The 25,419-nt window shown below is 72.5% G+C and carries 24 protein-coding genes and 1 tRNA gene; 12 read left to right on the plus strand and 13 right to left on the minus strand.

The window, feature by feature from the left end; all coding sequences use genetic code 11:
- The first annotated feature begins 15 nt into the window (after positions 1-15).
- The 4 genes from J5Y09_RS05650 to J5Y09_RS05665 are packed head-to-tail and all read left to right on the plus strand — an operon-like array spanning position 16 to position 3,771.
- On the plus strand, positions 16-1,527 hold the full coding sequence (locus tag J5Y09_RS05650; protein WP_209350768.1) for an acyl--CoA ligase: 1,512 nt from the start codon (positions 16-18) through the stop codon (positions 1,525-1,527).
- Entirely contained in the window at positions 1,524-2,504 is a 981-nt protein-coding gene (locus J5Y09_RS05655; protein ID WP_209350769.1) for a 2-dehydropantoate 2-reductase, read from the plus strand. The genes J5Y09_RS05650 and J5Y09_RS05655 overlap by 4 nt, the downstream gene beginning before the upstream one ends.
- Before the next feature lie 53 nt (positions 2,505-2,557).
- Positions 2,558-3,145 carry a hypothetical protein gene (locus J5Y09_RS05660; protein WP_209350770.1) on the plus strand — a complete coding sequence of 196 codons (588 nt, stop codon included), beginning with the start codon at positions 2,558-2,560 and terminating at the stop codon, positions 3,143-3,145.
- The gene (locus J5Y09_RS05665; RefSeq protein ID WP_209350771.1) at positions 3,142-3,771 is read left to right on the plus strand and encodes a hypothetical protein; all 630 of its coding nucleotides are present in this window, start codon (positions 3,142-3,144) and stop codon (positions 3,769-3,771) included. Before J5Y09_RS05660 ends, J5Y09_RS05665 begins: the two co-directional genes overlap by 4 nt.
- A 300-nt stretch (positions 3,772-4,071) precedes the next feature.
- Here the strand turns inward: J5Y09_RS05665 and J5Y09_RS05670 are convergent, their stop codons facing one another.
- Complete coding sequence (locus J5Y09_RS05670) at positions 4,072-4,272, minus strand: hypothetical protein (RefSeq protein ID WP_209350772.1); 201 nt, start codon at positions 4,270-4,272, stop codon at positions 4,072-4,074.
- A gap of 293 nt (positions 4,273-4,565) precedes the next feature.
- Between J5Y09_RS05670 and J5Y09_RS05675 the strand changes: the two genes are divergently transcribed.
- Positions 4,566-5,795 carry a L,D-transpeptidase scaffold domain-containing protein gene (locus tag J5Y09_RS05675; RefSeq protein ID WP_209350773.1) on the plus strand — a complete coding sequence of 410 codons (1,230 nt, stop codon included), beginning with the start codon at positions 4,566-4,568 and terminating at the stop codon, positions 5,793-5,795.
- 296 nt (positions 5,796-6,091) lie between these two features.
- Here the strand turns inward: J5Y09_RS05675 and J5Y09_RS05680 are convergent.
- The 6 genes from J5Y09_RS05680 to J5Y09_RS05705 all read right to left on the minus strand — a co-directional run bounded on the left by J5Y09_RS05680 (position 6,092) and on the right by J5Y09_RS05705 (position 12,444).
- Positions 6,092-6,167 (minus strand) — tRNA-Glu (locus tag J5Y09_RS05680).
- A gap of 57 nt (positions 6,168-6,224) precedes the next feature.
- Complete coding sequence (recJ, locus tag J5Y09_RS05685) at positions 6,225-8,006, minus strand: single-stranded-DNA-specific exonuclease RecJ (RefSeq protein WP_209350774.1); 1,782 nt, start codon at positions 8,004-8,006, stop codon at positions 6,225-6,227.
- A gap of 7 nt (positions 8,007-8,013) precedes the next feature.
- Positions 8,014-9,024: a class II fructose-bisphosphatase gene (glpX, locus tag J5Y09_RS05690; protein ID WP_209350775.1), complete on the minus strand. Its 1,011-nt coding sequence runs from the start codon at positions 9,022-9,024 to the stop codon at positions 8,014-8,016.
- A gap of 186 nt (positions 9,025-9,210) precedes the next feature.
- The gene (locus J5Y09_RS05695) at positions 9,211-10,503 is read right to left on the minus strand and encodes a homoserine dehydrogenase (protein ID WP_209350776.1); all 1,293 of its coding nucleotides are present in this window, start codon (positions 10,501-10,503) and stop codon (positions 9,211-9,213) included.
- Positions 10,500-11,720 carry an LL-diaminopimelate aminotransferase gene (locus J5Y09_RS05700; protein WP_209350777.1) on the minus strand — a complete coding sequence of 407 codons (1,221 nt, stop codon included), beginning with the start codon at positions 11,718-11,720 and terminating at the stop codon, positions 10,500-10,502. Before J5Y09_RS05700 ends, J5Y09_RS05695 begins: the two co-directional genes overlap by 4 nt.
- Positions 11,721-11,787: 67 nt before the next feature.
- The gene (locus J5Y09_RS05705; RefSeq protein ID WP_209350778.1) at positions 11,788-12,444 is read right to left on the minus strand and encodes a hypothetical protein; all 657 of its coding nucleotides are present in this window, start codon (positions 12,442-12,444) and stop codon (positions 11,788-11,790) included.
- Between the two features lie 89 nt (positions 12,445-12,533).
- On the opposite strand from J5Y09_RS05705, the gene J5Y09_RS05710 reads away from it, so the two are divergent.
- Positions 12,534-14,336: a PHA/PHB synthase family protein gene (locus J5Y09_RS05710; RefSeq protein WP_209350779.1), complete on the plus strand. Its 1,803-nt coding sequence runs from the start codon at positions 12,534-12,536 to the stop codon at positions 14,334-14,336.
- Positions 14,337-14,376: 40 nt separating this feature from the next.
- Positions 14,377-15,168 (plus strand): SDR family NAD(P)-dependent oxidoreductase, encoded by a 792-nt coding sequence (locus tag J5Y09_RS05715; protein ID WP_209350780.1) that lies wholly within the window; start codon positions 14,377-14,379, stop codon positions 15,166-15,168.
- Here J5Y09_RS05715 and J5Y09_RS05720 read toward each other — a convergent pair.
- The 6 genes from J5Y09_RS05720 to J5Y09_RS05745 form a co-directional block, all read right to left on the minus strand.
- Positions 15,165-16,385 carry a M20/M25/M40 family metallo-hydrolase gene (locus tag J5Y09_RS05720; protein WP_209350781.1) on the minus strand — a complete coding sequence of 407 codons (1,221 nt, stop codon included), beginning with the start codon at positions 16,383-16,385 and terminating at the stop codon, positions 15,165-15,167. The two genes, J5Y09_RS05715 and J5Y09_RS05720, sit on opposite strands and share 4 nt — an antisense overlap.
- Positions 16,382-17,431, minus strand: coding sequence for an adenosine deaminase (gene add, locus J5Y09_RS05725; protein WP_209350782.1), 1,050 nt, complete (start codon positions 17,429-17,431; stop codon positions 16,382-16,384). Before add ends, J5Y09_RS05720 begins: the two co-directional genes overlap by 4 nt.
- A 5-nt stretch (positions 17,432-17,436) precedes the next feature.
- Entirely contained in the window at positions 17,437-18,444 is a 1,008-nt protein-coding gene (locus J5Y09_RS05730) for an MBL fold metallo-hydrolase (protein WP_209350783.1), read from the minus strand.
- Positions 18,445-18,514: 70 nt separating this feature from the next.
- Positions 18,515-18,664 (minus strand): hypothetical protein, encoded by a 150-nt coding sequence (locus J5Y09_RS05735; protein WP_209350784.1) that lies wholly within the window; start codon positions 18,662-18,664, stop codon positions 18,515-18,517.
- A complete protein-coding gene (locus tag J5Y09_RS05740; protein ID WP_209350785.1) occupies positions 18,658-19,125 on the minus strand; it encodes a hypothetical protein in 468 nt (155 codons plus the stop codon). The genes J5Y09_RS05735 and J5Y09_RS05740 overlap by 7 nt, the downstream gene beginning before the upstream one ends.
- A 31-nt stretch (positions 19,126-19,156) precedes the next feature.
- The gene (locus J5Y09_RS05745; protein WP_209350786.1) at positions 19,157-19,903 is read right to left on the minus strand and encodes a tyrosine-protein phosphatase; all 747 of its coding nucleotides are present in this window, start codon (positions 19,901-19,903) and stop codon (positions 19,157-19,159) included.
- Between the two features lie 102 nt (positions 19,904-20,005).
- Here J5Y09_RS05745 and J5Y09_RS05750 point away from each other — a divergent pair, with 102 nt between their 5' ends.
- The 5 genes from J5Y09_RS05750 to J5Y09_RS05770 all read left to right on the plus strand — a co-directional run.
- Positions 20,006-21,067 carry an amidohydrolase family protein gene (locus J5Y09_RS05750; RefSeq protein WP_209350787.1) on the plus strand — a complete coding sequence of 354 codons (1,062 nt, stop codon included), beginning with the start codon at positions 20,006-20,008 and terminating at the stop codon, positions 21,065-21,067.
- The gene (locus tag J5Y09_RS05755; protein ID WP_209350788.1) at positions 21,064-22,170 is read left to right on the plus strand and encodes an amidohydrolase family protein; all 1,107 of its coding nucleotides are present in this window, start codon (positions 21,064-21,066) and stop codon (positions 22,168-22,170) included. Before J5Y09_RS05750 ends, J5Y09_RS05755 begins: the two co-directional genes overlap by 4 nt.
- Positions 22,170-22,583 carry a Rieske (2Fe-2S) protein gene (locus tag J5Y09_RS05760; RefSeq protein WP_209350789.1) on the plus strand — a complete coding sequence of 138 codons (414 nt, stop codon included), beginning with the start codon at positions 22,170-22,172 and terminating at the stop codon, positions 22,581-22,583. The genes J5Y09_RS05755 and J5Y09_RS05760 overlap by 1 nt, the downstream gene beginning before the upstream one ends.
- 151 nt (positions 22,584-22,734) lie before the next feature.
- Positions 22,735-24,522: a S1 family peptidase gene (locus J5Y09_RS05765; protein ID WP_209350790.1), complete on the plus strand. Its 1,788-nt coding sequence runs from the start codon at positions 22,735-22,737 to the stop codon at positions 24,520-24,522.
- Positions 24,523-24,544: 22 nt separating this feature from the next.
- Positions 24,545-25,419: hypothetical protein (locus J5Y09_RS05770; RefSeq protein WP_209350791.1), on the plus strand; the 875-nt coding region annotated here is incomplete at its 3' end.

Here is a 25,419-nt window from a genome sequence, read left to right on the forward strand (position 1 = left end):
GGAACAGGGATGCGCATGACCGAGACCATCTCCCGCCTGCTCGCAGGCGGTGCCGCCGAGGCCGCGGCGATCCGCGGCACCAATGACCGCCCGACCCTGACCTATGGCGCGCTGCGCGAGCTGTGCCAGCGCACGGTCGGCACGCTGAACCGGCTCGGCATCGGCCGGGGCGACCGGGTCGCGATCGTGCTGCCGAACGGGCCGGAGATGGCGGCGGCCTTCCTCGCCATCGGCTGCGGCGCGACGACCGCGCCGCTCAACCCCGCCTACCGGGCGGAGGAATTCACCTTCTACCTGACCGACCTGCGCGCCAAGGCGCTGGTCGTGCTGCACGGCATGGCGACCGATGCGCGGGAAGTGGCGGCGCGCCTGTCCATCCCCGTGCTCGACCTGGTGCCCGGCGAGAAGGCCGGCGAGTTCACGCTCGAGGGCGGCGAGGCCGGCAACGCCGCGAAGCCCGGCATGGCCTGGCCCGAGGACGAGGCGCTGGTGCTGCACACGTCCGGCACCACGGCGCGGCCCAAGATCGTGCCGCTGACCCAGGCGAATATCTGCGCCTCCGCCCGCCACATCGGGCGGACGCTGGAACTCGCGCCGGATGATTCCTGCCTGAACATCATGCCGCTGTTCCATATCCATGGGCTGATCGCGGCGGTGCTGTCCTCGGTCGCCGCCGGCGGCGCCGTCGTCTGCACGCCGGGCTTCGACGCGCTGCGCTTCTTCCGCTGGCTGGACGAGGAACGCCCGACCTGGTTCACCGCGGTGCCGACCATGCACCAGGCGATCCTCGGCCGCGCGGAACGCAATGCGGAGATCATCGCCCGCGCGCGGCTGCGCTTCCTCCGCTCCTCCTCCGCCTCGCTGCCCGGGCCGGTGATGCAGGACCTGGAACGCGTCTTCTCCGCGCCGCTGGTCGAGAGCTACGGGATGACCGAAGCCTCCCACCAGATGTGCTCCAACCCGCTCGCCGGGCCGCGCAAGCCTGGCTCGGTCGGCCTGCCGGCGGGGCCCGAGGTCGCCATCATGGGCGATGACGGCACCATCCTGCCGCAAGGCGAGATCGGCGAGATCGTGATCCGCGGCCCGAACGTCACCGCAGGCTACGAGGCGAACCCGGAGGCCAACGCGAAGTCCTTCACGCATGGCTGGTTCCGCACCGGCGACCAGGGCGCCTTCGACGAGGACGGCTTCCTGACCCTGACCGGGCGGCTCAAGGAACTCATCAACCGCGGCGGGGAGAAGGTGAGCCCGCTCGAGGTCGATGGCGTGCTGTCCGGCCACCCGGCCGTCGCCCAGGCGCTGACCTTCGCCATCCCGCACGCCAAGTTGGGCGAGGAAGTGGGTGCTGCCGTCGTGCTGCGCGAGGGCATGGACTGCACGGAGCGCGAGTTGCGCGAATTCGCCGCGCAGCACCTGGCCGACTTCAAGGTGCCGCGGAAGATCGTCTTCCTGCCGGAGATCCCGAAGGGCGCGACGGGCAAGCTGATGCGCATCGGGCTGGCCGAGAAGCTGGGGCTCACGGCATGAAGCTCTGTGTCTTCGGGGCCGGCGCCATCGGCGGGCTGATGGCGGCGAAGCTCGCGCAGAAGGGCGATGCCGAGGTCACGGTCATCGCCCGCGGCCCGCACCTGGCCGCCATGCAGGCCAATGGCCTCCGGCTGCGCAGCGAGGGGCAGGAGATGGTCACCCGCCCGCGCTGCGTCGCCTCCGCGGCCGAGGCCGGGCCGCAGGACTACGTCCTCGTCACGCTCAAGGCCCATTCGCTGCCCGGCGCGGCCGAGCAGATGCAGCCGCTGATCGGACCGGACACCGCCATCGTCAGCGCCGTCAACGGCGTGCCCTGGTGGTACTTCCATGGCCTGGGTGGGCCGCATGAGGGGCGCGTGGTGGAAAGCGTCGATCCGGGCGGCGTCGTCTCCCGCCTGCTGCCGCCGGCGCGCGCCATCGGCTGCATCGTCTACCCGGCGGCCGAGGTGACCGAGCCCGGCGTCATCGAGCACACCTATGGCGACCGCTTCTCGCTGGGGGAGCCCGATGGCAGCCGCAGCCCGCGCGCCCAGAAGCTGAGCGAGGCGCTGATCGCCGCCGGCTTCAAGGCGCCGGTCCGCCCGCGCATCCGCGACGAATTGTGGGTGAAGCTCTGGGGCAACATGGCCTTCAACCCGATCTCGGCGCTGACGAGCGCGACGCTCGACGCGCTGATCGCCGATGACGGGCAGCGCGGCGTCGCCCGCGCCATGATGCTGGAAGGCCAGCGCGTGGCCGAGGCGCTCGGCGTCCGTTTCGCCATCGATGTCGACAAGCGCATCGCCGGCGCGGCCGAGGTGGGCGCGCACAGGACGTCCATGCTTCAGGACCTGGAACGGGGCCGGCCGATGGAGATCGAGGCGCTGCTCGGCGCCGTGGTCGAACTGGCCGACCTGGTCGAGGAGCCCGCGCCCACCTGCCGGACCGTCCTGGCCCTTGTGCGCGCACGGGCGCGCGCGGCAGGCTGCCTCCCGTGAACGTGAGGCCGCGCGGGGTCGCGCGGCGAACGAGGGAGGGGCGGGAGGTGACGATGCGCGACACCCTGGCCTGCCGGCGCGGGGCCATGCTCGGCGCCATGGCCCTGCTGGCCGGCTGCAACCTGCCGCAGCCGCCCGAGGCCCGGCTGCCCGCGCCGGGCGGCGGCGTGGTGCTGCTCGACCCGGCGCGCCACGCGATCTTCAACACGGCCCACGCCTTCGCCGCCTCGGCACCCATGGCGGGGCGGCCCTGGGACACGGCGCAGGCGATCTCGGAACTCGAGTTCCTGACCGTCGAGCTGCGCTGGAACCTTCGCTGGACGGAGATGTCGCCGCTGGCCGTCATGGCCTTCGAGCAGGCGCGGCCGGAATGGCGCGGCGCGCTCGGCATCGCCGCCGATGCGCCGCCGCAGGCGGTGATCGACGCGCTGACGCGGGTGCGCATCGCCTATGCGATGCAGGACCAGGCGATGGCCGCGGCCGCGCTCGCGCCGCCGCTGTTCACGCCGGGCGGCGCCGCGGCGCTCGAGCGCCTCGGCGCCCTGCCGCGCCTGCCCATGACGGCGCGCGCGGCGCGCCTTGCCGAACAGGAGCTCTGGCGCATCCAGCGCGAGGGCAACAACAGTCAGGACTGGACGTGATCGCCCGACGCACGCTGCTGCTGCTGCCCTTGCTCGCCGCCTGCGAGGAGCTGCGCACGCCCCAGGCCGGCCTGACCGGGGTTCTTGTCTCCACGCCGAGCGCGCAGGGCCCGCTGCGCGCCGCGGTGGAGGCCACGGCCGCCGCCTTCGACCGCGAAGGGCAGGGGCTGGACGGCCGGCCCGCCGAGGCCGCGCTGGCGCTGGCGCGGTTCGAGGCCCTGGCGATCGAGACGACGGACCGCAACGCCTTCCCGACGATGTCGCCCACCGTGCCGATCGCGATGCGCGTGGCGCGGGACGAGAATCGCGCCGCGCTCGGCGTCACGCAGAACGCGCCGGCGGCCGATGTCGTGCGGGCGCTGGCGCGCGCCGCCGAACGGCTGCGCGCGAACGACCCGCCCGGCGCCGCGGCCGCGCTCGACCGCCGCCTGTTCGAGCCGGGGGGCGAGGTGACGCGCGATCGTCTGGGCGCGCTCGGCCCCTTGCCGGCGGCGGCGCAGGCGAGCGCCGCGCTGGCGCGGGAAGTCCGCCGGCTCGACCTCGACCGGGGCTGGGCGGGTGCCGGAAATTGGTGGCAGACCGGCGAGCGCGGCACGATCACGGACGGGCTCGGCGCGGGCTTCTGACCCGCGCGGGCGTCCCGCGGATCAGGATCGGGCGCGCCAGTCATCGAAGCGGGGACCAAGCGCCCGTGGGCAGGCCGCGGCGCCCCAATGCGCCGGCCGGCCCGGAACAGCGCGATCGGGGCCTGATCGGCGGCCAAGGAAAAAGGGCGGCGAGCGCGAGCCATTGGATGGCTCATGCTCGCACGCCCCGTGGAACGGGCAGCAACCCCGTTCGGTACCCTGGAGGCGCGCCCGACAGGCGCGCCTAGGCAAAGCCTTGAAGGCGCCGACGCGCGACGCGGAGGCGCCGCGCGGGCGTCCTCAGCCGCGCGCGGGCGGAACGCGGGCCGGCGGCGGGCTCACCTGGGCGGGGGCCGGCGGCGGCGGGGGCTCGGGCGCGCAGGCCGCGAGCAGCAGCAGCGGCGCCAGAATGACGAGCAGCGCGGTGTGACGGAGAAGCCCCGACCGGCCGTTGGACTTGGAAGCAGAACGCATCTCGTTGATCTCCATCGTTTGGCGCATGGACACTTTTTGATTGAACGGCAATGCTCATATCTCTGTCAAACGGCTCGCTGCCGGACACAGCGGGGGGATGAGGAGAAGTCGTGTCGCGCGCGCCGGAGTGTGGGATGAGACGAGGCGAACCGCGACCATGGACGTCCTGTCCGACTCGGCTCTCGCGGCGCCGGACGCTGGCTGGCGGGGCCGCCCTGCTCGGCTCTGCCCTGGGACTCGGTGCCTGCGGCGGGCGATCGGAGCCGCGGGCGAACCGCGGCGGCGCCGGGCCGAGGCCGGATGGCGAACTCGCCGGCCTGTTGGAGGGATCCGAGTCGCTGCAGGTCGGCGGGCAGTCGCTCGATGCCGACCTGCTGCGGCGTTTCTACGAGCGCCGAGGCTACCGGCCGGTCTGGACGGGGCTCGAGACGCAGGCGGAGGCCCTCGTCGCCAAGGTGCTGCGCGCGGCCGATCACGGGCTTGATCCTGACCTGTTCCACGCCCCGCTGCTGCGGGGGATGGAGACCCTGCCCACGCTGCAGCGGGACCTGATCCTCACGAACGCGGTCCTGTCCTACGCCGCGGCGCTGGCGCATGGCGCCGTGCCCGCCGAGCGGCGGAAGGGGTTCGAGGCGCTGGCGCCGCGCCCGGTCGACGTGGTGGAGGTGCTGGACGGTGCTCTCCTGCGCGAGGACCCGGTCGAGGAGATCGAAGCCCTGGCGCCGCAGACCCAGACCTACCTCGCGCTGCGGGCGATGATGCTGGCGCCGCGCCGGACCGAGGCGGCACCCGCGGCGCGCCCGAGGACGGCGGCAGCGGCCGCGGCTGCGGCGGCAGAGGCGGCGGCGCGCCTGCGCAGCCTGAAGGTCAACATGGAGCGGGAGCGCTGGCTGCCGCGGCAGCTGCCGCCGGACCGCGTCTGGGTGAACATCCCGAACCAGCGGCTGGTGTTCTATCGCGGCGGGCGGCCGGTCTTCACGACGCGGGTCGTCGTTGGCGACGTCACGGAACGCAACCAGAGCCCGGAATTCGACGCGCTGATCGAGGCGGGATTCTTCAACCCGCCCTGGGTGGTCCCGCGGGACATCGTGGAGGCGGAGATCCTGCCGCGGATCGCCCGGGAGCCCGACTACCTGGCACGCAACAACATGGTCATGCGCCCGAATGGGGAGGTCGAGCAGATGCCCGGGCCGACCGCCGGGCTGGGCTATGTGCTGTTCGACATGCCGAACCGCTTCGACGTGTACCTGCACGATACGCCGGACCGGTTCATCTTCAGCCGCGGCAACCGGCAGATGAGCCGCGGCTGCATTCGCGTGGAGAATCCGCGCGAACTGGCTGCGCTGCTGATGCGGGAACCCATCGAGGTGATCGACCGGAAGATCGCCCAGGGCGACACCGTCCGCACCCGCCTGCCGCGGCCGGTGCCCGTCTTCGTGACCTACCATACCGCCTTCCTCGACGACGACGGGACGATCCAGTTCCGCCCGGATTTCTACGACCGGGACACCGGCCTGATGCGGCGCCTGCAGGGGGCGGTCGAGGCGTAGGGATGCGGCGCCGCGGCGTTGCGCTGCGGGGACGTTGCGGATGGCGTCGCCGGGCGTCGGCGAGCCGGGTTGGGCCTCGGATCGACCGATGCCGCCCATCAGCATTCGGGCGGTCGGCATCGGCGCCATGGCGTCTTGCGCGGTCGCGCCGACAGCGAGGCGCGCCCTTCCACCACATGAACGGCCACCCTGTGGGCCGTGGGCCTGCGGCGGCGAGCGTGATGCGCGCGGCGTGCTCCGATCGCGCGCCGAACTGCGCGGCGCCGCGGGCGAATGGTTCTCGGTTTCGTCGGAAGTGGCGTCCCGTACGGGATTCGAACCCGTGCTGCCAACGTGAAAGGCTGGTGTCCTAGGCCTCTAGACGAACGGGACTTGGCCGGGCGCCGGGTTACTGCCCAGGGCGCGGCTGGTCAATAGCCCCCGGCGCGGTCACGCCGGCGCGGCGTCCACCACCTGCAGCGACGGCGTCACCTGGCCGTTCCACTGTTCCGCCCGCAGATGGCCGCACAGGTGCATCGGCACGCGGTCCTGCGCGAGCAGCGCCTGCGCCAGCGGCCCGTCCTTCGCCCGGAAGCAGATGGTCTTGAGCCGCCCGCCATCCTCGCCCTCGACGATGGCGCGGATCGTCGCGCCCTCCTTGCCCACGCGGTCGGCCTTGACCACGCGGGCGCGCTGGATGGCGAGGATCGGCTCCTCATTGCCCGGCCCGAAGGGGGCCAGGCGCGCCACCTCCTGCGCCAGGTCGGTCTGCGCCGCGACGACGTTGATCGCGCCTTCCACCAGCAGGTCGGCGGCTGTCGGCAGCAGCGCGGCGTGGCGCAGACGTTCCTCGAAGAAGGCGTGCACTTCCTCCGCCCGGCCGGCGCGGAAGGAGAATCCGGCGGCCATCGCGTGCCCGCCGCCCGTCTCGAGCAGCCCGGCCTGGCGCGCGGCGATCACCGCCGCGCCAAGGTCCACGCCCGGCACCGACCGCCCCGAACCCTTCGCCAGCCCGTCCGCCAGGCCCGCCACGCAGGCCGGCCGGTTGAAGCGTTCCTTCATCCGCCCCGCGACGATGCCGACGACGCCGGGATGCCAGCCTTCGCCCACCAGCAGCAGCACCGCGCGCCCGGCATCGGCCTGCGCCTCGGCCATGGCATGGGCGGCGCCGAGCACCTCGCTCTCGACCTCCTGACGCCGGCGGTTCACCGCGTCGAGCTTCTCGGCGATGGCGCGTGCCTCGACAGGGTCCTCGCAGAGCAGCAGCCGCAGCCCGAGATCGGGCTCGGCGATGCGGCCCGAGGCGTTGATGCGCGGCCCGAGCAGGAAGCCCAGCGTGTGCGCCGTCGGCGCGTCCCGCGCGCCCGTCACGTCGAGCAGGGCCGCGATGCCCGGCCGCCCGCGCCGCGCCATCACCTTCAGCCCCTGCGCCACCAGCGCGCGGTTGAAGCCGACCAGCGGCATGACGTCGCAGACCGTCGCCAGCGCCACCAGGTCGAGCAGCGCGAGCATGTCGGGCTCGGTCCGGCGCGCGAACCATCCGGCCCGGCGCAGCGTGCGCACCGTCGCCGCGCCGGCGAGGAAGGCGACGGCGGCCGCGCAGACATTGTGCAGGCCGGATGTGCAGTCGAGCCGGTTCGGATTGACCGCCGCCAGGATGCGCGGCGCGGGACCTTCCGCCTTGTGGTGGTCGAGCACGACGACATCCGCGCGACCTTCGGCGGCCGCCAGCGCCTCGGCCGCGGCGATCCCGCAATCGACGCACACGATCAGCGTCGCGCCGCGGTCGCACAGCCCGGCGATCGCCGGCGCGTTCGGCCCGTAGCCTTCCTTCAGCCGGTCGGGGACATAGGGCGTGACCTCGCAGCCGAGGTCGCGCAACAGGCGTGAGATCAGCGCGCCGGCGCAGGCGCCGTCCACGTCGTAGTCGCCGAAGACGGCGACATGTTCGCCGCTGCGCACGGCGGCGGCCAGGCGGTCCGCGGCCGCCTCCATGTCCATCAGCGCGGAAGGGTCGGGCATCATCGCCCGCAGCGTCGGCTCGAGGAAGCCGGTCGCCGCCTCGATCCCGATGCCGCGCGCGGCCAGCAGCCGCCCGACCATTTCCGGCAGGCCCAGGCGCTGGGCGATGCCGAGGCCGGTGCGCGCATCCGCAGGGCGCCAGACCCAGCGCCGGCCGGTCACGCTGCGCGCGACACCAAGGACCGGCGCGGCGTCCGCAGTCCCGTCCATGACGGTGTCAGGCCACGAAGGCGGAGGGCTTGCGCGCGAAGTTGTGGTGCCCCTCGACGTAGCGCACCGTGCCGGACTTCGAGCGCATGACGATCGAATGCGTGTAGGCGCCGCCGGAGAACCGGCGCACGCCGCGCAGCATCGCCCCCGTGGTCACGCCGGTCGCCGCGAACATCACGTCGCCGCGGGCCATCTCCTCCACCGCGTAGACGCGGTTGGGGTCGGTGATGCCCATGCTGCGCGCGCGGGCGATCTGTTCTTCCGTCTCGAACATCAGGCGGCCATACATCTGGCCGCCGATGCAGCGCAGCGCGGCGGCCGCGAGCACGCCTTCCGGCGCGCCGCCCGAGCCCATGTAGATGTCGATGCCCGCTTCCGGCTGGCTGACGTTCATCACGCCCGAGACGTCGCCGTCGCCGATCAGCGTGATGCGCGCGCCGGCGGCGCGGCAGGCCTTGATCAGGTCCTTGTGGCGGTCGCGGTCGAGCGTGCAGACCATCAGGTCGCTGACCTCGACCTTCTTGGCCTTGGCGAGTTCGCGCAGGTTCTGCTCGGGGCTGGCGTCGAGGCTGACGACGCCGTCCGGCAGGCCGGGGCCGACCGCGATCTTGTCCATGTAGATGTCGGGGGCATGCAGGAAGCCGCCCTTTTCGGCCAGGGCGACGGTGGCGATGGCGTTGGGGCCGCCCTTGGCGGTGATGGAGGTGCCCTCCAGCGGATCGACGGCGATGTCGACCTCGGGCCCGCCGCCGGTGCGCGCGTAGAGGCCCACCTTCTCGCCGATGTAGAGCATCGGCGCCTCGTCCATCTCGCCCTCGCCGATCACGACGGTGCCGGTGATGGCGACGGTGTCGAAGGCCTTGCGCATGGCCTCCACCGCCGCGCCGTCGGCCGCGTTCTTGTCGCCGCGGCCGATCCAACGGGAAGCGGCCAGCGCCGCGGCTTCCGTCACGCGGACGAGTTCGAGCGCCAGGTTGCGGTCGACGACAAGCCCGTGCGGGGCGCCTGACTCGGGCATGGGGTTTCCTCCTGATGATCCCGGCCAGTCTATACCAGCCAAGGGATTCGGGCAGTCCCCGCCCGGCCGCCGCTGCGGCAGGCTCCGGGCACGCCGAGTGGGAGCGGCCGTATTTCGTGCCGCGGGATCGATGGCCTTGAGAGCAGGAGATCCGGCCAGCCGCGTCTGGCTGACCGGATAGCGCCCCTACAGCGCCTCGATCCTGATCAGCGCCGGCTTCTCCACCACCGCGTCCAGCGCCGCGATGCGCGCGAGCGCGGCGCGCACGGCGGCCTCGCTAGTCTCATGCGTGGTCAGCACGACGGGCACGGCTTCCCCCGGCGCGCGGCCGCGCTGGAGCATGGATTCGAGGCTGATCGCATGGTCGCGCAGCACGCCGGTCACGTCCGCGATCACGCCGGGCCGGTCCACGACCATCAGGCGCAGGTAATAGGCGCCGGTGTGGCGTTCCATCGGCAGAGAGGGTTCCGGCTTCAGCGCGGCGGTCGCAGCACCCCAGACCGGCGTGAAGCGCCCGCGCGCGATGTCGATCAGGTCGGCGACCACGGCCGAGGCCGTCGGCCCCGCGCCCGCGCCGCGGCCTTCCATCATCACGCGGCCCACGAAGTCGCCTTCGGCCACCACCGCGTTGAACACGCCGTCGACCCGCGCGATGGGGGCGGAGACGGGCACCATGCAGGGATGCACGCGCGTCGAGATGCCGCCATCCTCACGCCGCGCGATGCCGAGCAGCTTGATCCGGTAGCCGAGCTCCTCGGCCAGCGCGATGTCGAGCGCGCTGACCTCCCGGATCCCCTCCACATGCACCGCGCCGAAATCGACCGGTCGCCCGAAGGCCAGCGCGGCGAGGATGGCGAGCTTGTGCGCCGCGTCGATGCCGTCGATGTCGAAGGACGGGTCGGCTTCGGCGTAGCCGAGCTTCTGTGCCTCCGCGAGCACTTCGGAGAATTCGCGCTTCTGCTCGCGCATCGTGGTCAGGATGTAGTTGCAGGTGCCGTTCAGGATGCCGGCGACGCGGGAGATGCGGTTCGCGGCGAGGCCTTCGCGCACCGCCTTGATGGCGGGGATGCCGCCGGCGACCGCGGCCTCGAAGGCGAGTGCTACGCCCTTCGCCTCGGCCGCTTCCGCCAGGCCCGCGCCGTGCACGGCGAGCAGCGCCTTGTTGGCGGTCACCACATGCTTGCCCGCGGCGATCGCGGCTTCGACCAGCGCCTTGGCCTTGCCGTCCGAGCCGCCGATGCACTCGACCACGACTTCGACCTGCGGGTCGGCGGCGAGTGCGACGGCATCCTCGTACCAGCGCAGGCCGGACAGCGGCACGCCGCGGTCGCGCGTGCGGTCGCGGGCGGACACGGCGGTCACCGCGATCGGGCGGCCGGCGCGCGCGGCGATGATGTCGGCATTGGCGCGCAGCAGGTTGACCACGCCGGCGCCGACGGTGCCGAGGCCGGCGACCGCGACGGAGATGGGACGGCTCATGCGTTCAGGGCTTCCTGCTTCTCATCCGCCGGCGCGGCATTGTCCCCCACGAGGAACGCCTTGATGCCGCGCAGCGCCTGGCGGATGCGGTGGTTGTTCTCGACGAGGGCGATGCGGACATGCTCGTCGCCATGTTCCCCGAAGCCGAGGCCCGGGGCGACCGCGACCTTCGCCTTCTCGAGCAGCAGCTTCGAGAAGCCGACCGAGCCGAGGTGGCGGAACCGCTCGGGGATCGGCGCCCAGAGGAACATCGAGGCCTCCGGCGCCGGCACGTCCCAGCCAGCGGCGCGCAGGCCCTTCACCAGGACCTCGCGGCGGTCCTTGTAGAGCACCCGCATCTCCTCGATGCAGTCCTGCGGCCCGTTCAGCGCGGCGGTGGCGGCGACCTGGATCGGCGTGAAGGCGCCGTAGTCGAGGTAGGACTTCACCCGCGCGAGAGCCGCGATCAGCCGCGGGTTGCCCGCCGCGAAGCCCATCCGCCAGCCCGGCATGTTGTAGGTCTTGGACATCGAGGTGAATTCCACCGTGATGTCCTTCGCCCCCGGCACCTCGAGCACGGAGGGCGGCGGGACGTCGCCGAAATACAGCTCCGCATAGGCGAGGTCCGAGAGGATGAAGAGATCATGCTTGCGGCAGAGCGCGACGAGTTCCCGGTAGAACTCGATGGGCGCGACGAGCGCGGTCGGGTTCGATGGGAAGTTGACGATCACCGCCGTCGGCTTCGGCACGGAATGGCGCACCGCCCGGTCGATCGCCGCCAGCATGGAATCGTCCGGCGTGTAGGGAATGGAGCGGACCGAGGCGCCGGCGATGATGAAGCCGAACTGGTGGATCGGATAGGACGGGTTCGGCACCAGGATGGTGTCGCCCGGGCTCGCGATCGCCTGGGCGAGGTTGGCGAGGCCTTCCTTCGAGCCGAGCGTCGCCACCACCTCCGTCTCCGGGTCCAGCTTCACGCCGAAGCGGCGGGCGTAGTAGCCGGCCAGCGCGCGGCGCAGCCCGGGGATGCCCTTGGACTGGGAATAGCGGTGGGTGCGCGGGTCCTGCACGGCCTCGATCAGCTTGGCCACGATGTGCGGCGGGGTCGGGCTGTCGGGGTTGCCCATGCCGAGGTCGACGATGTCCTCCGCCGCGCCGCGCGCCTTCGCCTTGGCCGCGTTCACCTCGGCGAACACGTAGGGCGGCAGGCGGCGGATGCGGTGAAAATCCTCGGTCATGGCGAAGGTCCGTGGTGGAAGGGGCGCGACCTATAGAGCAAGGTCCGCCCCCTGTGTATCGCCGCGTTCAGCGTGTGCGAGGCGCCAGCAGATCCGGGCTCGGCGGCGGTGGCGGCCCGGAGCCTGGGGCCAGAAGTTCGGCCGGCGGCGGGGGCGGCGGCGCCGTGCCGATGTCGGGCAGGGCAGGGGCGGGCGCCGGGGCGGCCGCCGGCTGGGGCGGGCGTGGCGTCCCCGGCCCGGGGGCCGGAAGCGCGGCCGGTGCGGGGCGCGGCAGGACGGGCGCTTCCTCCCACGGCACGCGGGGGGCGGCAGCCAGCGGCGGCGGCCCGGGCGGGGCCATGGGCATGCTGCCATCGCCGCGCGTCCGGGCCGGGCGCATGGGTTCGGGGCGCATCTCCGGGTCCAGCGGGTTGCGGCTGCGCTGGCGTTCCTCGGCCAGGGCGGCCGTCAGGGCGTTGCGCACCGCCGGGTCGGCGACAGCCGGGCGCGGCGGGATCGTCCCCAGGTTGGGAAAGGGCGCATCGGCGCCGGGCGGCCTTTCCCGGCCCTCATTCGCCGGGCCGAATATGCGGGAAAACAGCGGGCCGATCGACTCCGGCCCCTGGCCGCCGGTGCATCCACCCAGCAGCAGAAGCGCCGCCGCGGCGGCGGCGCGTGCTTGATCGGCCCGGCCCCGGCCCCTACCGTGGCTTTCGCCGGCCAGGCGGCCCACCCGAACGGTCATCGCGCTGCATCCCGCATGGGTGGCAGGCGTAACCGGAATCGGTCGGCCCGCGAAGGCTTGGGCATATCGATTCGAATCCGGAACGCCAGATGGCCGAAAACAACGACAGAACACCGACCGCCTTCCGGCTTCCCGATCCCGCCCTGGTCAGTCGGACCATGGCGGATGTCGCCGAGCGCGGTCAGCGAATCGTGTCGGACTTCCTCAAGCGCCAGGCCGGCTCCCCCGCCGACCCGGATCCGCTGAAGATCGGCAACGCCTTCCTCGAGATGACGACGCGGCTGATGGCAAACCCCGCGCGGCTGGTGCAGGCGCAGCTCGGCTTCTGGCACGACTACCTGACGCTCTGGCAGAACACGGCGCGTCGCATGATGGGCGACGATCCCTCGCCCGTGATCGCCGAGGACCAGAAGGACCGGCGCTTCAAGGACGAGGCCTGGCGGGACCATGAGGTCTTCGACTTCATCCGCCAGTCCTACCTGCTGTCCGCCCGCTATTTCCGCCACGTCGTCGAGGGGACCGAGGGGCTCGAGCCCAAGACGGCGCAGAAGGTCGATTTCTACACCCGCCAGTTCGTCGATGCGATGAGCCCGACGAACTTCCTGATGACGAACCCCGAGGTGCTGCGGCGGACCGCCGAGACGGGCGGCGAGAACCTGCTGCGCGGCTTGTCCAACCTGCTGGGCGACCTCGAGCGCGGCCGCGGCCAGCTCAAGATCCGCATGACGGATGACACCAAGTTCAAGGTGGGTGAGAACATCGCCGTCACGCCAGGCAAGGTCGTCTTCCAGAACGACCTGATGCAGCTGATCCAGTACGCGCCGACGACGGAGAAGGTGCTCAAGCGCCCGCTACTGATCATCCCGCCCTGGATCAACAAGTTCTACATCCTGGACCTGCGGCCGAAGAACTCGTTCATCCGTTGGGCGGTCGAACAGGGGCACACGGTGTTCGTCGTCTCCTGGGTCAATCCGGACTCGAAGCTCGCCGAGAAGGGCTTCGAGGACTACATGCGCGAAGGACCCTACGCCGCGCTCGACGCCATGGAGCAGGCGACGGGGGAGAAGGGTGCCAACGTCATCGGCTACTGCCTGGGCGGCACGCTGCTCGCCTCCACCCTCGCGCACATGGCCGCGAAGAAGGACACGCGGGTGAAGTCCGCGACCTTCTTCACGACCATGGTGGATTTCGAGGAAGCGGGCGAACTCGGCGTCTTCATCGACGAGGAGCAGCTCGCCGCGCTTGAGGAGAAGATGCACAAGCGCGGCTTCCTCGAGGGCCAGGAGATGGCCACCACCTTCAACATGCTGCGCGCGAACGATCTGATCTGGTCCTTCGTGGTGAACAACTACCTGATGGGCCAGGAGCCCTTCCCCTTCGACCTGCTGTACTGGAACGACGATTCCACGCGGATGCCGGCGAAGATGCACAGCTTCTACCTCCGCCGCATGTACCAGCAGAACGACCTGGTGAAGCCCGGCGGCGTCGAGCTCGACGGGGTGAAGCTGGACCTGCGGAAGATCAAGGTGCCGGCCTATATCCTCTCGACGCGGGAGGACCACATCGCGCCCTGGATCTCCACCTATCGCGCGACGCAGATCTACAAGGGGCCGATCCGCTTCGTTCTCGCCGCCTCGGGACATATCGCGGGCGTCGCCAACCCGCCGGATGCGGGCAAGTACAGCCACTGGATCAACGAGGAATTGCCGCCCGAGGCCGAGGCCTGGTTCAAGGGCGCGACCGAGCTCGCCGGGTCCTGGTGGCCGGACTGGCATCGCTGGGTGTCGGGCCTCGACAAGGCGATGGTGCCGGCGCGAATCCCGGGCGAGGGCGGCCTGCCCGCCATCGAGGACGCGCCCGGGTCCTACGTGAAGGTCATGGCGACGGATTGAGGCCGCGCCGCCCGCCAGCCCCCCGACGCCGGAGCAGACCATGACGACTTCCTTCCCCACGCGCGTCGCGCTCGTCACCGGCGCGGGGCGCGGCATCGGCCTCGCCGCCGCGCGCCGCTTCATCGCCGAGGGCTGGCGCGTCGCCATGCTCGACATCGACGCGGCGCTGCTGGATGGGGCGATCGCGGCCATCGCCAGGCCAGAGGCGACGCTCGCCATCGCCGCCGATGTCGCCGACCCGGCGAGCGGCCCGTCCGCCATGGCGGCGGTGCGGGACCGCTTCGGCCGGCTCGACGCGCTGGTCAACAATGCCGGCACCGCGGTGTTCAAGCCGATCCTCGAGACGACGGCCGAGGAATGGAACCGGGTGCTGGCGGTGAACCTGACCGGCCCCTTCCTGATGACCCAGGCGGCCGCACCCCTGATGGCCGAGACGGGGGGCGGCGCGGTGGTGAACATCACCTCCATCTCCGGCCTGCGCGCCTCCACGCTTCGCGTCGCCTACGGCACCAGCAAGGCGGGGCTCGCGCACCTGACCAAGCAGCAGGCGGTCGAGCTCGCGGCGCTGGGCATCCGCGTGAACGCCGTGGCGCCCGGCCCGGTCGACACGGCCATGGCCAAGGCCGTGCACACGCCCGAGATCCGGCGCGACTACCACGACACCATCCCGCTGAACCGCTACGGGCTCGAGGAAGAACTCGCCGAGGCGATCTTCTTCCTGTGCAGCGAGCGCGCCTCCTACCTCACCGGCCAGGTCATCGCGGTGGATGGCGGCTTCGACGCGACGGGGATCGGCCTGCCGACGCTGCGGGCCGAGCGCCGCAACCTCTAGGAAATCCCCTCCATCCCGGCCAGCGCCAGGATGGCGGCGAGGCTCGTGCGCATCCCCCGCAGCGCCTCGGCGGGTTCCACATCGAGCCATTCGTCGAGCGAATGCGCCCGCCCGCCGCGCCCGCCCGCGCCGATCTTGAGCGCGGGGATGCCAAGGCTCATCGGCACGTTCGCGTCGGTGGAGGAGAATTCGAAGCGCGGCGCGTAGCCTTCGGCGGCGACCGCGGCCGCGGCGATGTCGCGGATCGGCGCGCCGGCCGGCGTCTCCCCCGCCGGGCGGTCGCCCACGCGCGTGATCTCGGCGGCGACGGTGCCCGCCGCGGTCGATCGCGCCGCGTTCTCGGCCGCGACGGCTTCCTCGACGATGGCGAGGAAGCGCGCATCCAGCCGCGCGAGCTCCGCCGCGGAGGCCGAGCGCAGGTCCACCTCCATCGTCACCGCATTGGCGATGGCGTTGATCGAGGTGCCGCCCGAGACGATGCTGACGCAATGCGTGGTCGGCGGCGCCTTGGGCACCTCCACCGCGGCGAGCGCGCGCGCCGCCTCCGCCATCGCGTACATCGGGTTGACGATGCCGAAGGCGGCGTAGGAATGCCCGCCCGGGCCGCGGAAGGTCACGCGGTAGCGGCGGGACCCGACGCCGCCGGCGACGATGCGGTCCACCTCGGGGCTGTCCACGGTCAGGAAGGCGCGGATGCGCTCCCGGTGCCGGCCCTTCTCGAACAGATGCCGCACGCCGCGCAGGTCGCCCAGCCCTTCCTCCCCCACGTCGCCGACGAACAGGATGTCCTGCCGCGTGCGGATGCCGGCCGCGTCCAGCGCGCGGATGAAGCCGAGATTGACCGCGAGCGACCAGGTGTCGTCGCTGATGCCCGGCGCCATCAGCCGCGTTCCCTCGCGCCGCACGCGCACATCGGTGCCGGCGGGAAAGACCGTGTCGAGGTGGGCCGCGACGACCAGCATCTCGCCATTGCCGAAGCCGCGGCGGATGCCCATGACGTTGCCGATCTCGTCCTGCTCCACCTCCTCGAGCCCATGGGCGCGGAGCATGTCCAGATAGGCCGCGGCGCGCTTTTCTTCCCCGAAGGGCGGGGCGGGGATCTCGGTCAGCGTGACCAGGTCGTCGACGATGCGCGCATGCTCGGCGGCCAGCGTCGCGCTGGCCTTGGCGAAGCGCGCATCGGCGCGGATGGCGGCGATGGTGTCGGCGGCGGTCATGCGCTCTGCTCCATACCGGCGCGAAGCCGGTCGTATTCGGCGACGAAGGTGGCGGCGAGGCCGCGCTTGTCGGCCTCCGGCAGGAAGGCGCCGACAATGCCGTTCAGCATGAAGCGGCGCAGGTCGTCCAGGCCGAAGCCGAAATCCTCCGCCATCATGCGCCAGCAGCCGGCGGGGTCGATGCGGTGCAGCGGCGGGTCGTCGGTGTTCGGGTGCAGCAGCAGCCCGGCCTGCGGCATGCGGCGGATCGGGTGGTCCAGCGCCCAGCGCTCGGGCGGCAGGGTGCGCAGGTAGTAGGAATTGGTCGGCACCACGGTGAAGACGATGCCGCGTTCCGCGCAGCGCCGCGCCAGCGCCGGGTTGTCGAGCACGGTGTAGCCATGGTCGATCCGCTCGACCTCCAGCAGGTCGATCGCCGTCTCCACGTTGCGCCAGTGGCAGCCGAACTCCCCGGCATGGGCGGTCAGGCGGAACCCCGCGCGCTTCGCGTCGCGATAGGCCTTCCAGAACAGCTCCGGCGGCCGGTCCGTCTCCCGGTAGTCGATGCCGAGGCCGATGACGCGGTCGCGCCGGTGGTCGCGCATCCACGCGACCATCTCGACCGCCTCCTCGGGCGTTGCCTCCCGGTCGATGGACGGGATCAGCAGCGCCGAGACGCCATGGTCGTGCTTCGCGTCGTCGAAGGCGGCGAGGATCGCGTCCGCGCCGTCGCGATAGGAGATGCCGGAGTCCCGCGCCGTGCCCGTGGGGTTCCAGAAGATCTCGGCATGGCGGACGCCCTGCGCGGCGGCGTCCTCCAGGTATTCGTAGGCGATGCGGTGCAGGTCCTCCGGCCCGCGCAGGATGCGCTGTTCCAGCGCGCGGAGGATGTGCAGCACGCCCTTGGGCTTCGCGTCGCGGCGGGCGAGGTCGGCGACCTCGGCCTCCGTGAAGCCCGCGCCCTGGCGCAGCGCCATCTCCCGCAGCGTTTCGATCCGGATGGCGCCGAGCAGGTGGACATGCAGTTCCACCTTCGGGATGGCGCGGCAGAAGGCGGCGATGTCCATGCCGCTCATCGCCGCCGCCACAGCCAGACGCCCGCCGCGTCGGGCTCCCGCGCCACGCGCCCGCCCGCTTCCAGCAGCCGCAGATGCGCAAGCGTCTCGCCCAGCCCGAAGCCGAGGTTGCGCTGGTCGAGCGGGCGGCGGAACAGCGCGGGCAGCAGGGCGTGGGCGCTGGCCGGCACGGCGCAGGCTTCCTCCAGCGCGGCGAGCCGTTGCTCATGGTGGGCGGCCAGCCAATCGAGCCGCGCATGCAGCCCACGGAAGGGCTCGCCATGGGAAGGAAGCACAAGCGTGTCCTCCGGCAGGTCGCGGAAGCGGTCGAGCGAGGCGAGGAAGGCGCCGAGCGGATCGCCCATCGGTTCCCCCGCATGCAGCCCGACATAGGGCGAGATGCGCGGCAGGATCTGGTCGGCGGCGATCAGCACGCGGTCCTCCGCGCAGAACAGGCAGGCCATGTCCGGCGCATGCCCCTGGCCGGTGATGACGCGCCAGTCCCGCCCGCCGATGCGCAGCACGTCGCCATCGGCGATGCAGCGGAAGGCGCGCGGCAGCGGCGCGACCGAGCGCACATAGAGCGGCCCGCGCCCGCGCAGGAAGGCCACGTAGTCATCGGGCGCGCCGGCCAGCCGTGCGAATTCCGCCTGGTGGGCGATCATCTCTGCGCCCGTGTCGAACCAGAGCGCGCGCGCCTGCAGCCATTCGATGCGCGTCATCAGCGGCGTCACGCCATGGCCTTCGGCCAGCCAGCCCATCAGCCCGGCATGGTCGGGGTGGAAATGCGTCACCAGCAGGCCGGCGAGCGGCCGCCCGCCGAAGGCCGCACCCCCCAGCGCCGCGGTCCAGTTCCCCCGCGTTTCGTCGTTCGCGACGCCGGCATCGATGGCAAGCCAGCCATCCCCATCCTCCAGCAGCCAGGCGTTCACGTGGTGGGGCGCGAAGGGCAGGGGGAAGCGCAGCCAGCGGAGGCCGGGCAGGATGTCCTGCGCGGCGCCTGGCGGGGGGATCTGGATGTCCATCGGCTGCCAGCGTGGCGCGCCGGGGCAGGGGGCTCAATCCCCGCCGGCGCATGGCCCCGCCGCGTGGCGCTCAGACGTAGGAGGCGCCGTCGCGTACCGAGCCGTCGGGATGTTCGACGCGGAAGCCCCCATCGGGCGCCACGACGAGCACCGGCCCGCGGAAGGCCTCGCCGTCGAGCATCCGTTGGTAGCCCTCCGCCGACAGGTACTGCGTCAGCACCGGGCCGCGCGCCTCGCAGCCGAGCGCGCGGGCGAGCGCCTGAAGCAGCCGGTAGCCGCGGCCGGTCGTGATGCCCGCCCGGCTGCCTGCCGTACCCCAGCCCGTTTCAAGCGTGCGTCCTTGTTCCACTTGTCCGCGCCGGCATTGGCCGCGGCGGTGCAGGCGAAGCAGCGGACGGACGAGAGCGGCCCGCCGCGCATGCGACTGCGCAGGACGGAAAAGTCATGCGCCGTATGCTCGCTGAGGCCGAGCCCCAACTGCAGCGCGCCGGGCGCCCCGTGCGCCACGAGCGTCAGCGTCGAGATGGGCGATGCGCCCGCCGCGCTGTGCGCGCGCATGGCGATCTCCAGGATCATGTCGCCCTGCTCCGCGGCCATCCCACGCAGCCCGCGAATGGCGATGAAGTCCAACATGCGGCCCGATTGCGGCGCGCGCCTGTCGACAATGTAGAAGTTGCTCATGGATGAGGGCTCCGGGCGCCCCCCGGCCGCTTCAATCCAACAGCGCCTCGCGGAATGATGCAAGTCCGGATCGGCTGAGGCCGAGTCCGTCCGCCGCCAGTCCCTCGACCCCGTCGAAGCGCGCCAGCACCGCGTCGAGCGCTTCCTCGAGCATGGCCGGATGGGTCGACAGGATGGCGTCCGCCGCAGCCTGCGGCGTGCCCGGCGGCAGCGGATGGTCGCGCCGCCAGAGCCGGTCCGTCGCGACATAGTCGGCCATGACGGTCGCGCGGTCCGCGCCGAGCACCGTCAGCACCAGCGCCGCGCCGATGCCCGTCCGGTCCTTGCCCGCCGAGCAGTGGAACAGCAGCGGCCGGCGGGCTTCGTCCAGCAGCAGCGCGAAAAGGCGCCGATAGGCGTCGAGGTGGTCCGAGACATACGACAGGTAGGCCCGGCGCAGCAGTTCCACCGCGCCTTCGCCCGTGGCCGCGCCGCGTTCCAGCATGTCGCGCAGCGAGGCGCCGACGAAGGGTTCGATCGGCAGCGGATGCGCCACCGCCCCCGGCGGCAGGCGGGACGGGGCGCGCGCGGCCTCCCGTTCCCCGCGCAGGTCGCACACGGTCGCGATGCCGGCCTCGGCCAGCCGGGCGAGGTCCGCCTCGGTCAGCCCGTGCAGCGCGGCGGAGCGCCAGACCATCCCCGGCCGCACGCGCCGCCCGTCCGCGACGCGCCAGCCCCCGAGGTCGCGGACATTGGAGGCGCCGTCGAGCGGCAGGGCGAAGGGCAGGGTCTGGTCCATGGCGGGACTATCGCGCGGCTTGACCCGCCTGCCCATTGCAGGCGCGGGCGATCCGGCCGAACCTGCCGTCCGTCGCCACGGATGAAGGGGCGCCGAGGAAACGTGACCATCGCCGCCATCGATTGCGACCTGCATCCCGCCGTGCCCGGCGTCGCGGCGCTGCTGCCCTACATGGACGAGTACTGGCGCCATACGCTGGTCGAACGCGGGATCGAGGCGCTCGAAAGCGCCTCCTACCCCCCGAACGCGCCGAGTTCCGTGCGCGCGGACTGGCGCGGGGCGAAGGGGCAGCCGCCGGCGGATGTCGGCGCGCTGCAATCCCAGGCGCTGGACCGCTGGGGGACCGGGACGGGCATCCTGAACCCGCTGTTCCCGGTGCAACTGCCCTTCAGCCGCGACATGTCCGCCGCCATGGCGCGGGCGGTGAACGACTGGGTGCGCGCCGAATGGCTCGACCGCGATGCCAGGCTGCGCGCCTCCATCCTGCTGCCCAACGGCGTCGAGGAAGCGCTGGCCGAGATCGAGCGCCTCGCGCCGGATCCCCGCTTCGTGCAGGGCCTGGTGCTGTGCATGGGGGAGATCCCGCTCGGCCGGCGCGAATGGTGGCCGGTGCATGCCGCGCTGGAGCGGCACGGGCTGCCGCTCGGCATCCATGCCGGCAGCGCCTGGCGGCATCCGCCCACCTCAGTCGGCTGGCCGTCCTGGTATGTCGAGGAATACGCGGCGAATTCTCTCGGCTTCCAGGCCAGCCTCGCCTCGCTGCTGACCGAAGGCGTGCTCGGGAAGTTTCCCGCGCTCAAGATCGTGCTGATCGAAAGCGGCGTCTCCTGGCTGCCGGGCTTCCTGTGGCGGCTGACCAAGGGCTGGAAGGGCGTGCGCTTCGAGATCCCTTGGGTCGACCGCCCGCCATCGGAACTTGTCCGCGACCAGGTGCGCCTGACGATCCGCCCCTTCGACGCGCCGGAGGAAGGGGAGACGGTGGCCCGCATGCTCGACCATCTCCGCTCCGACGACATGCTGCTGTGGGCGACCGACTGGCCGCACGCGCATTTCGAGGGCGACGCGACCGTGCCGACCGGCCTGCCGGCGGGGCTGCTGCCGAAGATCATGGTGGAGAACCCGCGGGCCACCTATGCTCGGCTGAGGGAAGGAGGAACCGCATGAACCTCGTCCGCCCGATCGCCGCGCCGGGTCGCCCGGCCGCCACGACGCTTGGCCTTGTCGATGTCGACATCCATCCGCGGGTACGGGACCTGTCGGAGTTCCGCCCCTTCATGACGGAGGCCGCCTGGCACCGGCTTGCCACCTACGGCATCCACGCGCGGCACGGCTTCCACAAGGGCTATCCCTTCCCGAAGGCGGCGCCGCTCGCCTGCCGGCGGGACGCCTGGCCGCCGGGCGGCGGGCCGCCGGCCTCGGACCTGCCCTTCCTGCGGGAGCAGTTGCTCGACCGCTACGACATGGATATCGGCGTGCTGAACCCGCTGCAGCCCTCGGGCCAGGGGGATGTGAACGACGGGCTGTCGGTCGCGCTCGCCCGCGCGGTGAACGAATGGCAGGTCGAGCACTGGCTGCGGCATGAGGACCGGCTGCGCGGGTCCATCGTCGTGCCCTATGAGGACGGCGCCGCCTCGGTCGAGGAAATCCGCCGCTGGGCGGGCGATCCGCGCTTCTGCCAGGTGCTGCTGATGAGCCGCACGAGCGAGCCTCTCGGCCGGCAGCGCTACTGGCCGATCTGGCAGGCGGCGGCGGAAGCGGGCCTGCCCGTCGGCATCCATGCCTTCGGATATTCGGGCCATGCCATGACGAATGGCGGCTGGCCGTCCTTTTATGTGGAGGAAGTGCAGGAACACGCCACCAGCGCCCAGGCGCAGGTCAGTTCCATGGTGGTGGAGGGCATCTTCGAGCGCTTCCCCTCGCTCCGCGTCATCATGATCGAATGCGGCTTCGCCTGGATGCCCTCGCTCGGCTGGCGGCTCGACGCCACCTGGAAGCGGCTGCGCGACGAGGTGCCGCATCTGAAGCGCGCGCCGAGCGAGTACCTGCGCGAGCACGTCTTCGTCTCGACCCAGCCGATCGAGGAGCCGGAGCGGCCCGAGCATCTGCTCGACACGATGGAATGGATCGGCTGGGACCGGATCCTCTTCGCCTCCGACTATCCGCACTGGGATTTCGACGATCCGCGGCTGGCCATTCCCTCGACCATCCCCGAGGCAAAGCGCGCGCTGATCTATGGCGGCAACGCCCGCCGCCTCTTTCGCCGCTGATGGCGCGGCACGTCGTCGCGCCGGTCGCCGAGATTCCCCCCGGCGGCCGGAAGGTGGTGGAGGCTGACGGCAAGCGGATCGTCGTCTTCAACCTTTCGGGAGAGTTCTTCGCCCTGCTCGACCGCTGCCCGCACCAGGGCGGCCCGCTGTCGGGCGGCATCCTGTGCGGGCTGACGCAATCCGACGCGCCCGGCACCTACCGATTCTCCCGCGCCGGGGAATTCATCCGCTGCCCCTGGCATCAGTGGGAGTTCGACATCCGCACCGGCAAGTCCTGGTTCGATCCGCGCCGGACCAAGGTGCGGCCCTTCCCGGCCGCCGTCGCCACGGGCGCCGAACTGGCCGAGGGCCCCTATGTCGCGGAGACCTTCGCGGTGCGGGTGGAAGACGCCTACGTGGTCCTCGAGGCCTGAACCGCTTCACCGACGCGGCGCTTGCGCCGCCGCAAGGTGATCCTCGCCACGGCGAAGCCATTCTCCCGCATGATCCTTCCTGCCTAGAGTGGCGAAGGGGTGCGGGGATCGGCCGCGCCGCCGCAGCCTTCCGTCCGGAGCCGACGACACGATGGCGAGCCCGCGCTTCATCCTGAAGACCGACCTCACGGGGCTCGAGCCCGTCGCCATGGGCGGCGGCGCGGTGCTGGACGCCGACGCACGGCTCCGCGCGCTGCTCGGGCCCGACCGCGCCGCGCTGTTCGCCGAACCCGTCGTCACCTGGGGCAATGGGCGCAATCCCGGCTCGGTGTCCTGGTACGCGGAGGCGGCGGGCGACCCTGTCCCGCTCTCGGCCCTGCCGCCCGCGCGTCGTGCCTCGGTCGAGGCGCGGCTGGCCGCCGAGCTCGCCGCCCTCGCGCCGCTGATGGGCGACCCGCTGCTGCGCGGGGCGCTGGTGCTGGCCGGCCCCGATTCGATCCTGGCGCTGGAGGACCGGCCGCTCATCACCGGCTGGGGCCTCGCCCCCGCGGGCGCGATGCGCGACCCGGCGAGCCGGGCGCAGCACCTGCGCGGCGTCTATGGCGCGGCGCTGCCGCCGGCCCTCGCCGCCGAAGGCCCGGTGGCAGAACCCCCACGCGCCCCGCCGCCGCCACCCCCGCCGCCGCGCCCGGCCGCGCCGCCGCCACCCCCGCCGCCCGTCGCCCCCGTGGCCGCCGCCGCGACGCCCGCGTCGCGCGCGACCTCCTCCGCCTGGAACTGGTGGCTGCTGCCGATCGGCGTGCTGGTGGCGCTGGTCTTCCTCGGCCTCGGCTTCTGGCTCGGCTGGAACCTCATCGCCGAGCGCATCGCCGGGCAGCGCCTGGTCGCGCCCGTCGCGGACGAGGCGCGCATCACGGAGCAGATCGGCCGGCAGCGGGAGACGAACGACGCGCTGCGGCGGGAGATCGAGGCGGCGCGCGCGGCGCTTGCCGGCGATGTCTGCCGGCCCGGCGATTTCGGCCTCTCGCCGCTGACGCCGCCGCAGATCACGCCCATGCAGCCCGCCCAGATGCCGCCGCCGGCGCAGGGGCAGCAGGCCTTCCAGGGCTCGCTGATCGAACTGCTCGACCAGGCGACGGTGCTGGTGCTCGGGCCGCTCGCGAACGGGCAGGGGGTGGGGACGGGCACCGGCTTCGTCGTGGCACCCGGCGTGATCGTCACCAACGCGCATGTCGTCGCGAATCTCGACCCGGCGCGCGTCTACGTCGTGAACCGCCGGCTTGGCCGGCCCTTCACCGTTCAGGTCGCGGCGCAGACGCCGGACCCGCAGCCCGGCCGGGCCGATTTCGCGCTGCTGCGGCTGCCGGCGGATGCCCCGGCGCTCTCGCCGCTCGGCCTGACGCGGGTGGCGAGCCGGCTCGACCCCGTCATCGCCGCCGGCTTCCCGCAGGCGATCATGCAGACGGACGCCAATTTCCGCGCGCTGCTCGACGGCAACAGCCAGGCGATCCCGGAACTGGCGGTGACGGACGGGCTCGTCAGCGCGGTGCAGGCGCTGGCCTCGGGGCTGACGGTGATGCCGCACACGGCGGCGATCAGCCGCGGCAATTCGGGCGGGCCGCTGGTGGACCGCTGCGGCCGCGTGGTGGGGGTGAACACCTTCGGCTTCTTCAACGCCGAACAGGGGGAGCGTGTCTCCTACGCGCAGAAGACGGAGGCGGTGCTCGCCTTCCTCGCGGCGAACGGGGTGACGATCGCGGACATCGCCGGCGCCTGCCAGCCGGCGCCGGTCGCGGCCCCTGCCTCGCCCGCGGCACCGGTCGCGCCCGCATCGCCGGCACCCGCACCCGCGCCGGCATCGCCCGCGCCGGCACCCGCGCCCGCCGCCCCCCCGCCGCCGCAGGATGCGACGCCCGTGGCCCCGGCCACGCCGCGCTGACCCGGGGCGAAAGAGCAAGCCCGTGGACGAGAGCCTGATCGCCACCACGCTGAACCGGGACCTGCTGGCCCAGGGCGTGGGCGGGCAGTTGGCGGTGCAGCATTGGGAACAGCTGACGCAGTACCTGCGCCGCGCCCTGTCGCCCCGCCACGCCGCGCTGTTCGCCGAACCCAACCCGGACCCGGAAAAGGGCAGCATCGACTGGTACGCGACGGGCAGCGGCCCCGCCTATCCGCTGCCCTCCCTCGATCCCGCGGCGCAGGAGGCGGTGCGCGCCGACCTCATGCGCATGGTCGCCGAGATCCAGGGCGCGGCGGACAAGCTCCGTGCGTCGGCGTCGGAAGGCGACCGCTTCCTCGGCGAGTTGCTGCGCCTCGCGCTGGAAATCCCGGACCAGGGCGCGATCCGCGTGCGGGACGGGCAGCCTGTGCTCGCGCCTTGGGGGCACATGGCGGCGGGCGCCGGCGCGATGCGCGAATTGCTCGTGCGCATGGTGCCGACCGCGGCGGCCCCCATGGCGATCGTTGGCCCGCCCGCGGCGGCGGTCGCGGCCAGGCGCAGCATCTGGCCCTGGCTGCTCGCCTTCCTGCTGCTGCTGCTGGCGCTGCTGCTCGCCCTGTGGCTGCTCTGGCGCGATCCCTTCGGCTGGTTCGCCACGCCGCAGGCGCAATGCGCGGTGCCCGACCGCGCGACCGCGAGCCTCGATGCCCTGCGGGAGGAGGAGGCGCGGGAAGGCGCGCTGCGTGCCGAGCTCGCCCGCATCTACGCCGAGGCGGGGGAAAGGCGCCTGCTCTGCCGCCCGCCGCCGCCCCCGCCACGGCCGCCCGAGCCGCCGCGCCCGCCGGAACCCCCCGCGCGCCCGCCCGAGCCGCCCCGCCAGCCGCCGCCACAGCCCCC

Source organism: Roseomonas nitratireducens, from assembly GCF_017813355.1.
Taxonomy (GTDB): Bacteria; Pseudomonadota; Alphaproteobacteria; order Acetobacterales; family Acetobacteraceae; genus Neoroseomonas; species Neoroseomonas nitratireducens.

What these genes read in the sequence shown, in the direction of transcription:
- J5Y09_RS05650 (WP_209350768.1), top strand. Translation starts at nt 16, where the DNA reads ATGACCGAGACCATCTCCCGCCTGCTCGCAGGCGGTGCCGCCGAGGCC.
- J5Y09_RS05655 (WP_209350769.1), top strand. Translation starts at nt 1,524, where the DNA reads ATGAAGCTCTGTGTCTTCGGGGCCGGCGCCATCGGCGGGCTGATGGCG.
- J5Y09_RS05660 (WP_209350770.1), top strand. Translation starts at nt 2,558, where the DNA reads ATGCGCGACACCCTGGCCTGCCGGCGCGGGGCCATGCTCGGCGCCATG.
- J5Y09_RS05670 (WP_209350772.1), bottom strand. Translation starts at nt 4,272, where the DNA reads ATGCGCCAAACGATGGAGATCAACGAGATGCGTTCTGCTTCCAAGTCC.
- recJ (WP_209350774.1), bottom strand. Translation starts at nt 8,006, where the DNA reads ATGGACGGGACTGCGGACGCCGCGCCGGTCCTTGGTGTCGCGCGCAGC.
- glpX (WP_209350775.1), bottom strand. Translation starts at nt 9,024, where the DNA reads ATGCCCGAGTCAGGCGCCCCGCACGGGCTTGTCGTCGACCGCAACCTG.
- J5Y09_RS05695 (WP_209350776.1), bottom strand. Translation starts at nt 10,503, where the DNA reads ATGAGCCGTCCCATCTCCGTCGCGGTCGCCGGCCTCGGCACCGTCGGC.
- J5Y09_RS05700 (WP_209350777.1), bottom strand. Translation starts at nt 11,720, where the DNA reads ATGACCGAGGATTTTCACCGCATCCGCCGCCTGCCGCCCTACGTGTTC.
- J5Y09_RS05705 (WP_209350778.1), bottom strand. Translation starts at nt 12,444, where the DNA reads ATGACCGTTCGGGTGGGCCGCCTGGCCGGCGAAAGCCACGGTAGGGGC.
- J5Y09_RS05710 (WP_209350779.1), top strand. Translation starts at nt 12,534, where the DNA reads ATGGCCGAAAACAACGACAGAACACCGACCGCCTTCCGGCTTCCCGAT.
- J5Y09_RS05715 (WP_209350780.1), top strand. Translation starts at nt 14,377, where the DNA reads ATGACGACTTCCTTCCCCACGCGCGTCGCGCTCGTCACCGGCGCGGGG.
- J5Y09_RS05720 (WP_209350781.1), bottom strand. Translation starts at nt 16,385, where the DNA reads ATGACCGCCGCCGACACCATCGCCGCCATCCGCGCCGATGCGCGCTTC.
- add (WP_209350782.1), bottom strand. Translation starts at nt 17,431, where the DNA reads ATGGACATCGCCGCCTTCTGCCGCGCCATCCCGAAGGTGGAACTGCAT.
- J5Y09_RS05730 (WP_209350783.1), bottom strand. Translation starts at nt 18,444, where the DNA reads ATGGACATCCAGATCCCCCCGCCAGGCGCCGCGCAGGACATCCTGCCC.
- J5Y09_RS05740 (WP_209350785.1), bottom strand. Translation starts at nt 19,125, where the DNA reads ATGAGCAACTTCTACATTGTCGACAGGCGCGCGCCGCAATCGGGCCGC.
- J5Y09_RS05745 (WP_209350786.1), bottom strand. Translation starts at nt 19,903, where the DNA reads ATGGACCAGACCCTGCCCTTCGCCCTGCCGCTCGACGGCGCCTCCAAT.
- J5Y09_RS05755 (WP_209350788.1), top strand. Translation starts at nt 21,064, where the DNA reads ATGAACCTCGTCCGCCCGATCGCCGCGCCGGGTCGCCCGGCCGCCACG.
- J5Y09_RS05760 (WP_209350789.1), top strand. Translation starts at nt 22,170, where the DNA reads ATGGCGCGGCACGTCGTCGCGCCGGTCGCCGAGATTCCCCCCGGCGGC.
- J5Y09_RS05765 (WP_209350790.1), top strand. Translation starts at nt 22,735, where the DNA reads ATGGCGAGCCCGCGCTTCATCCTGAAGACCGACCTCACGGGGCTCGAG.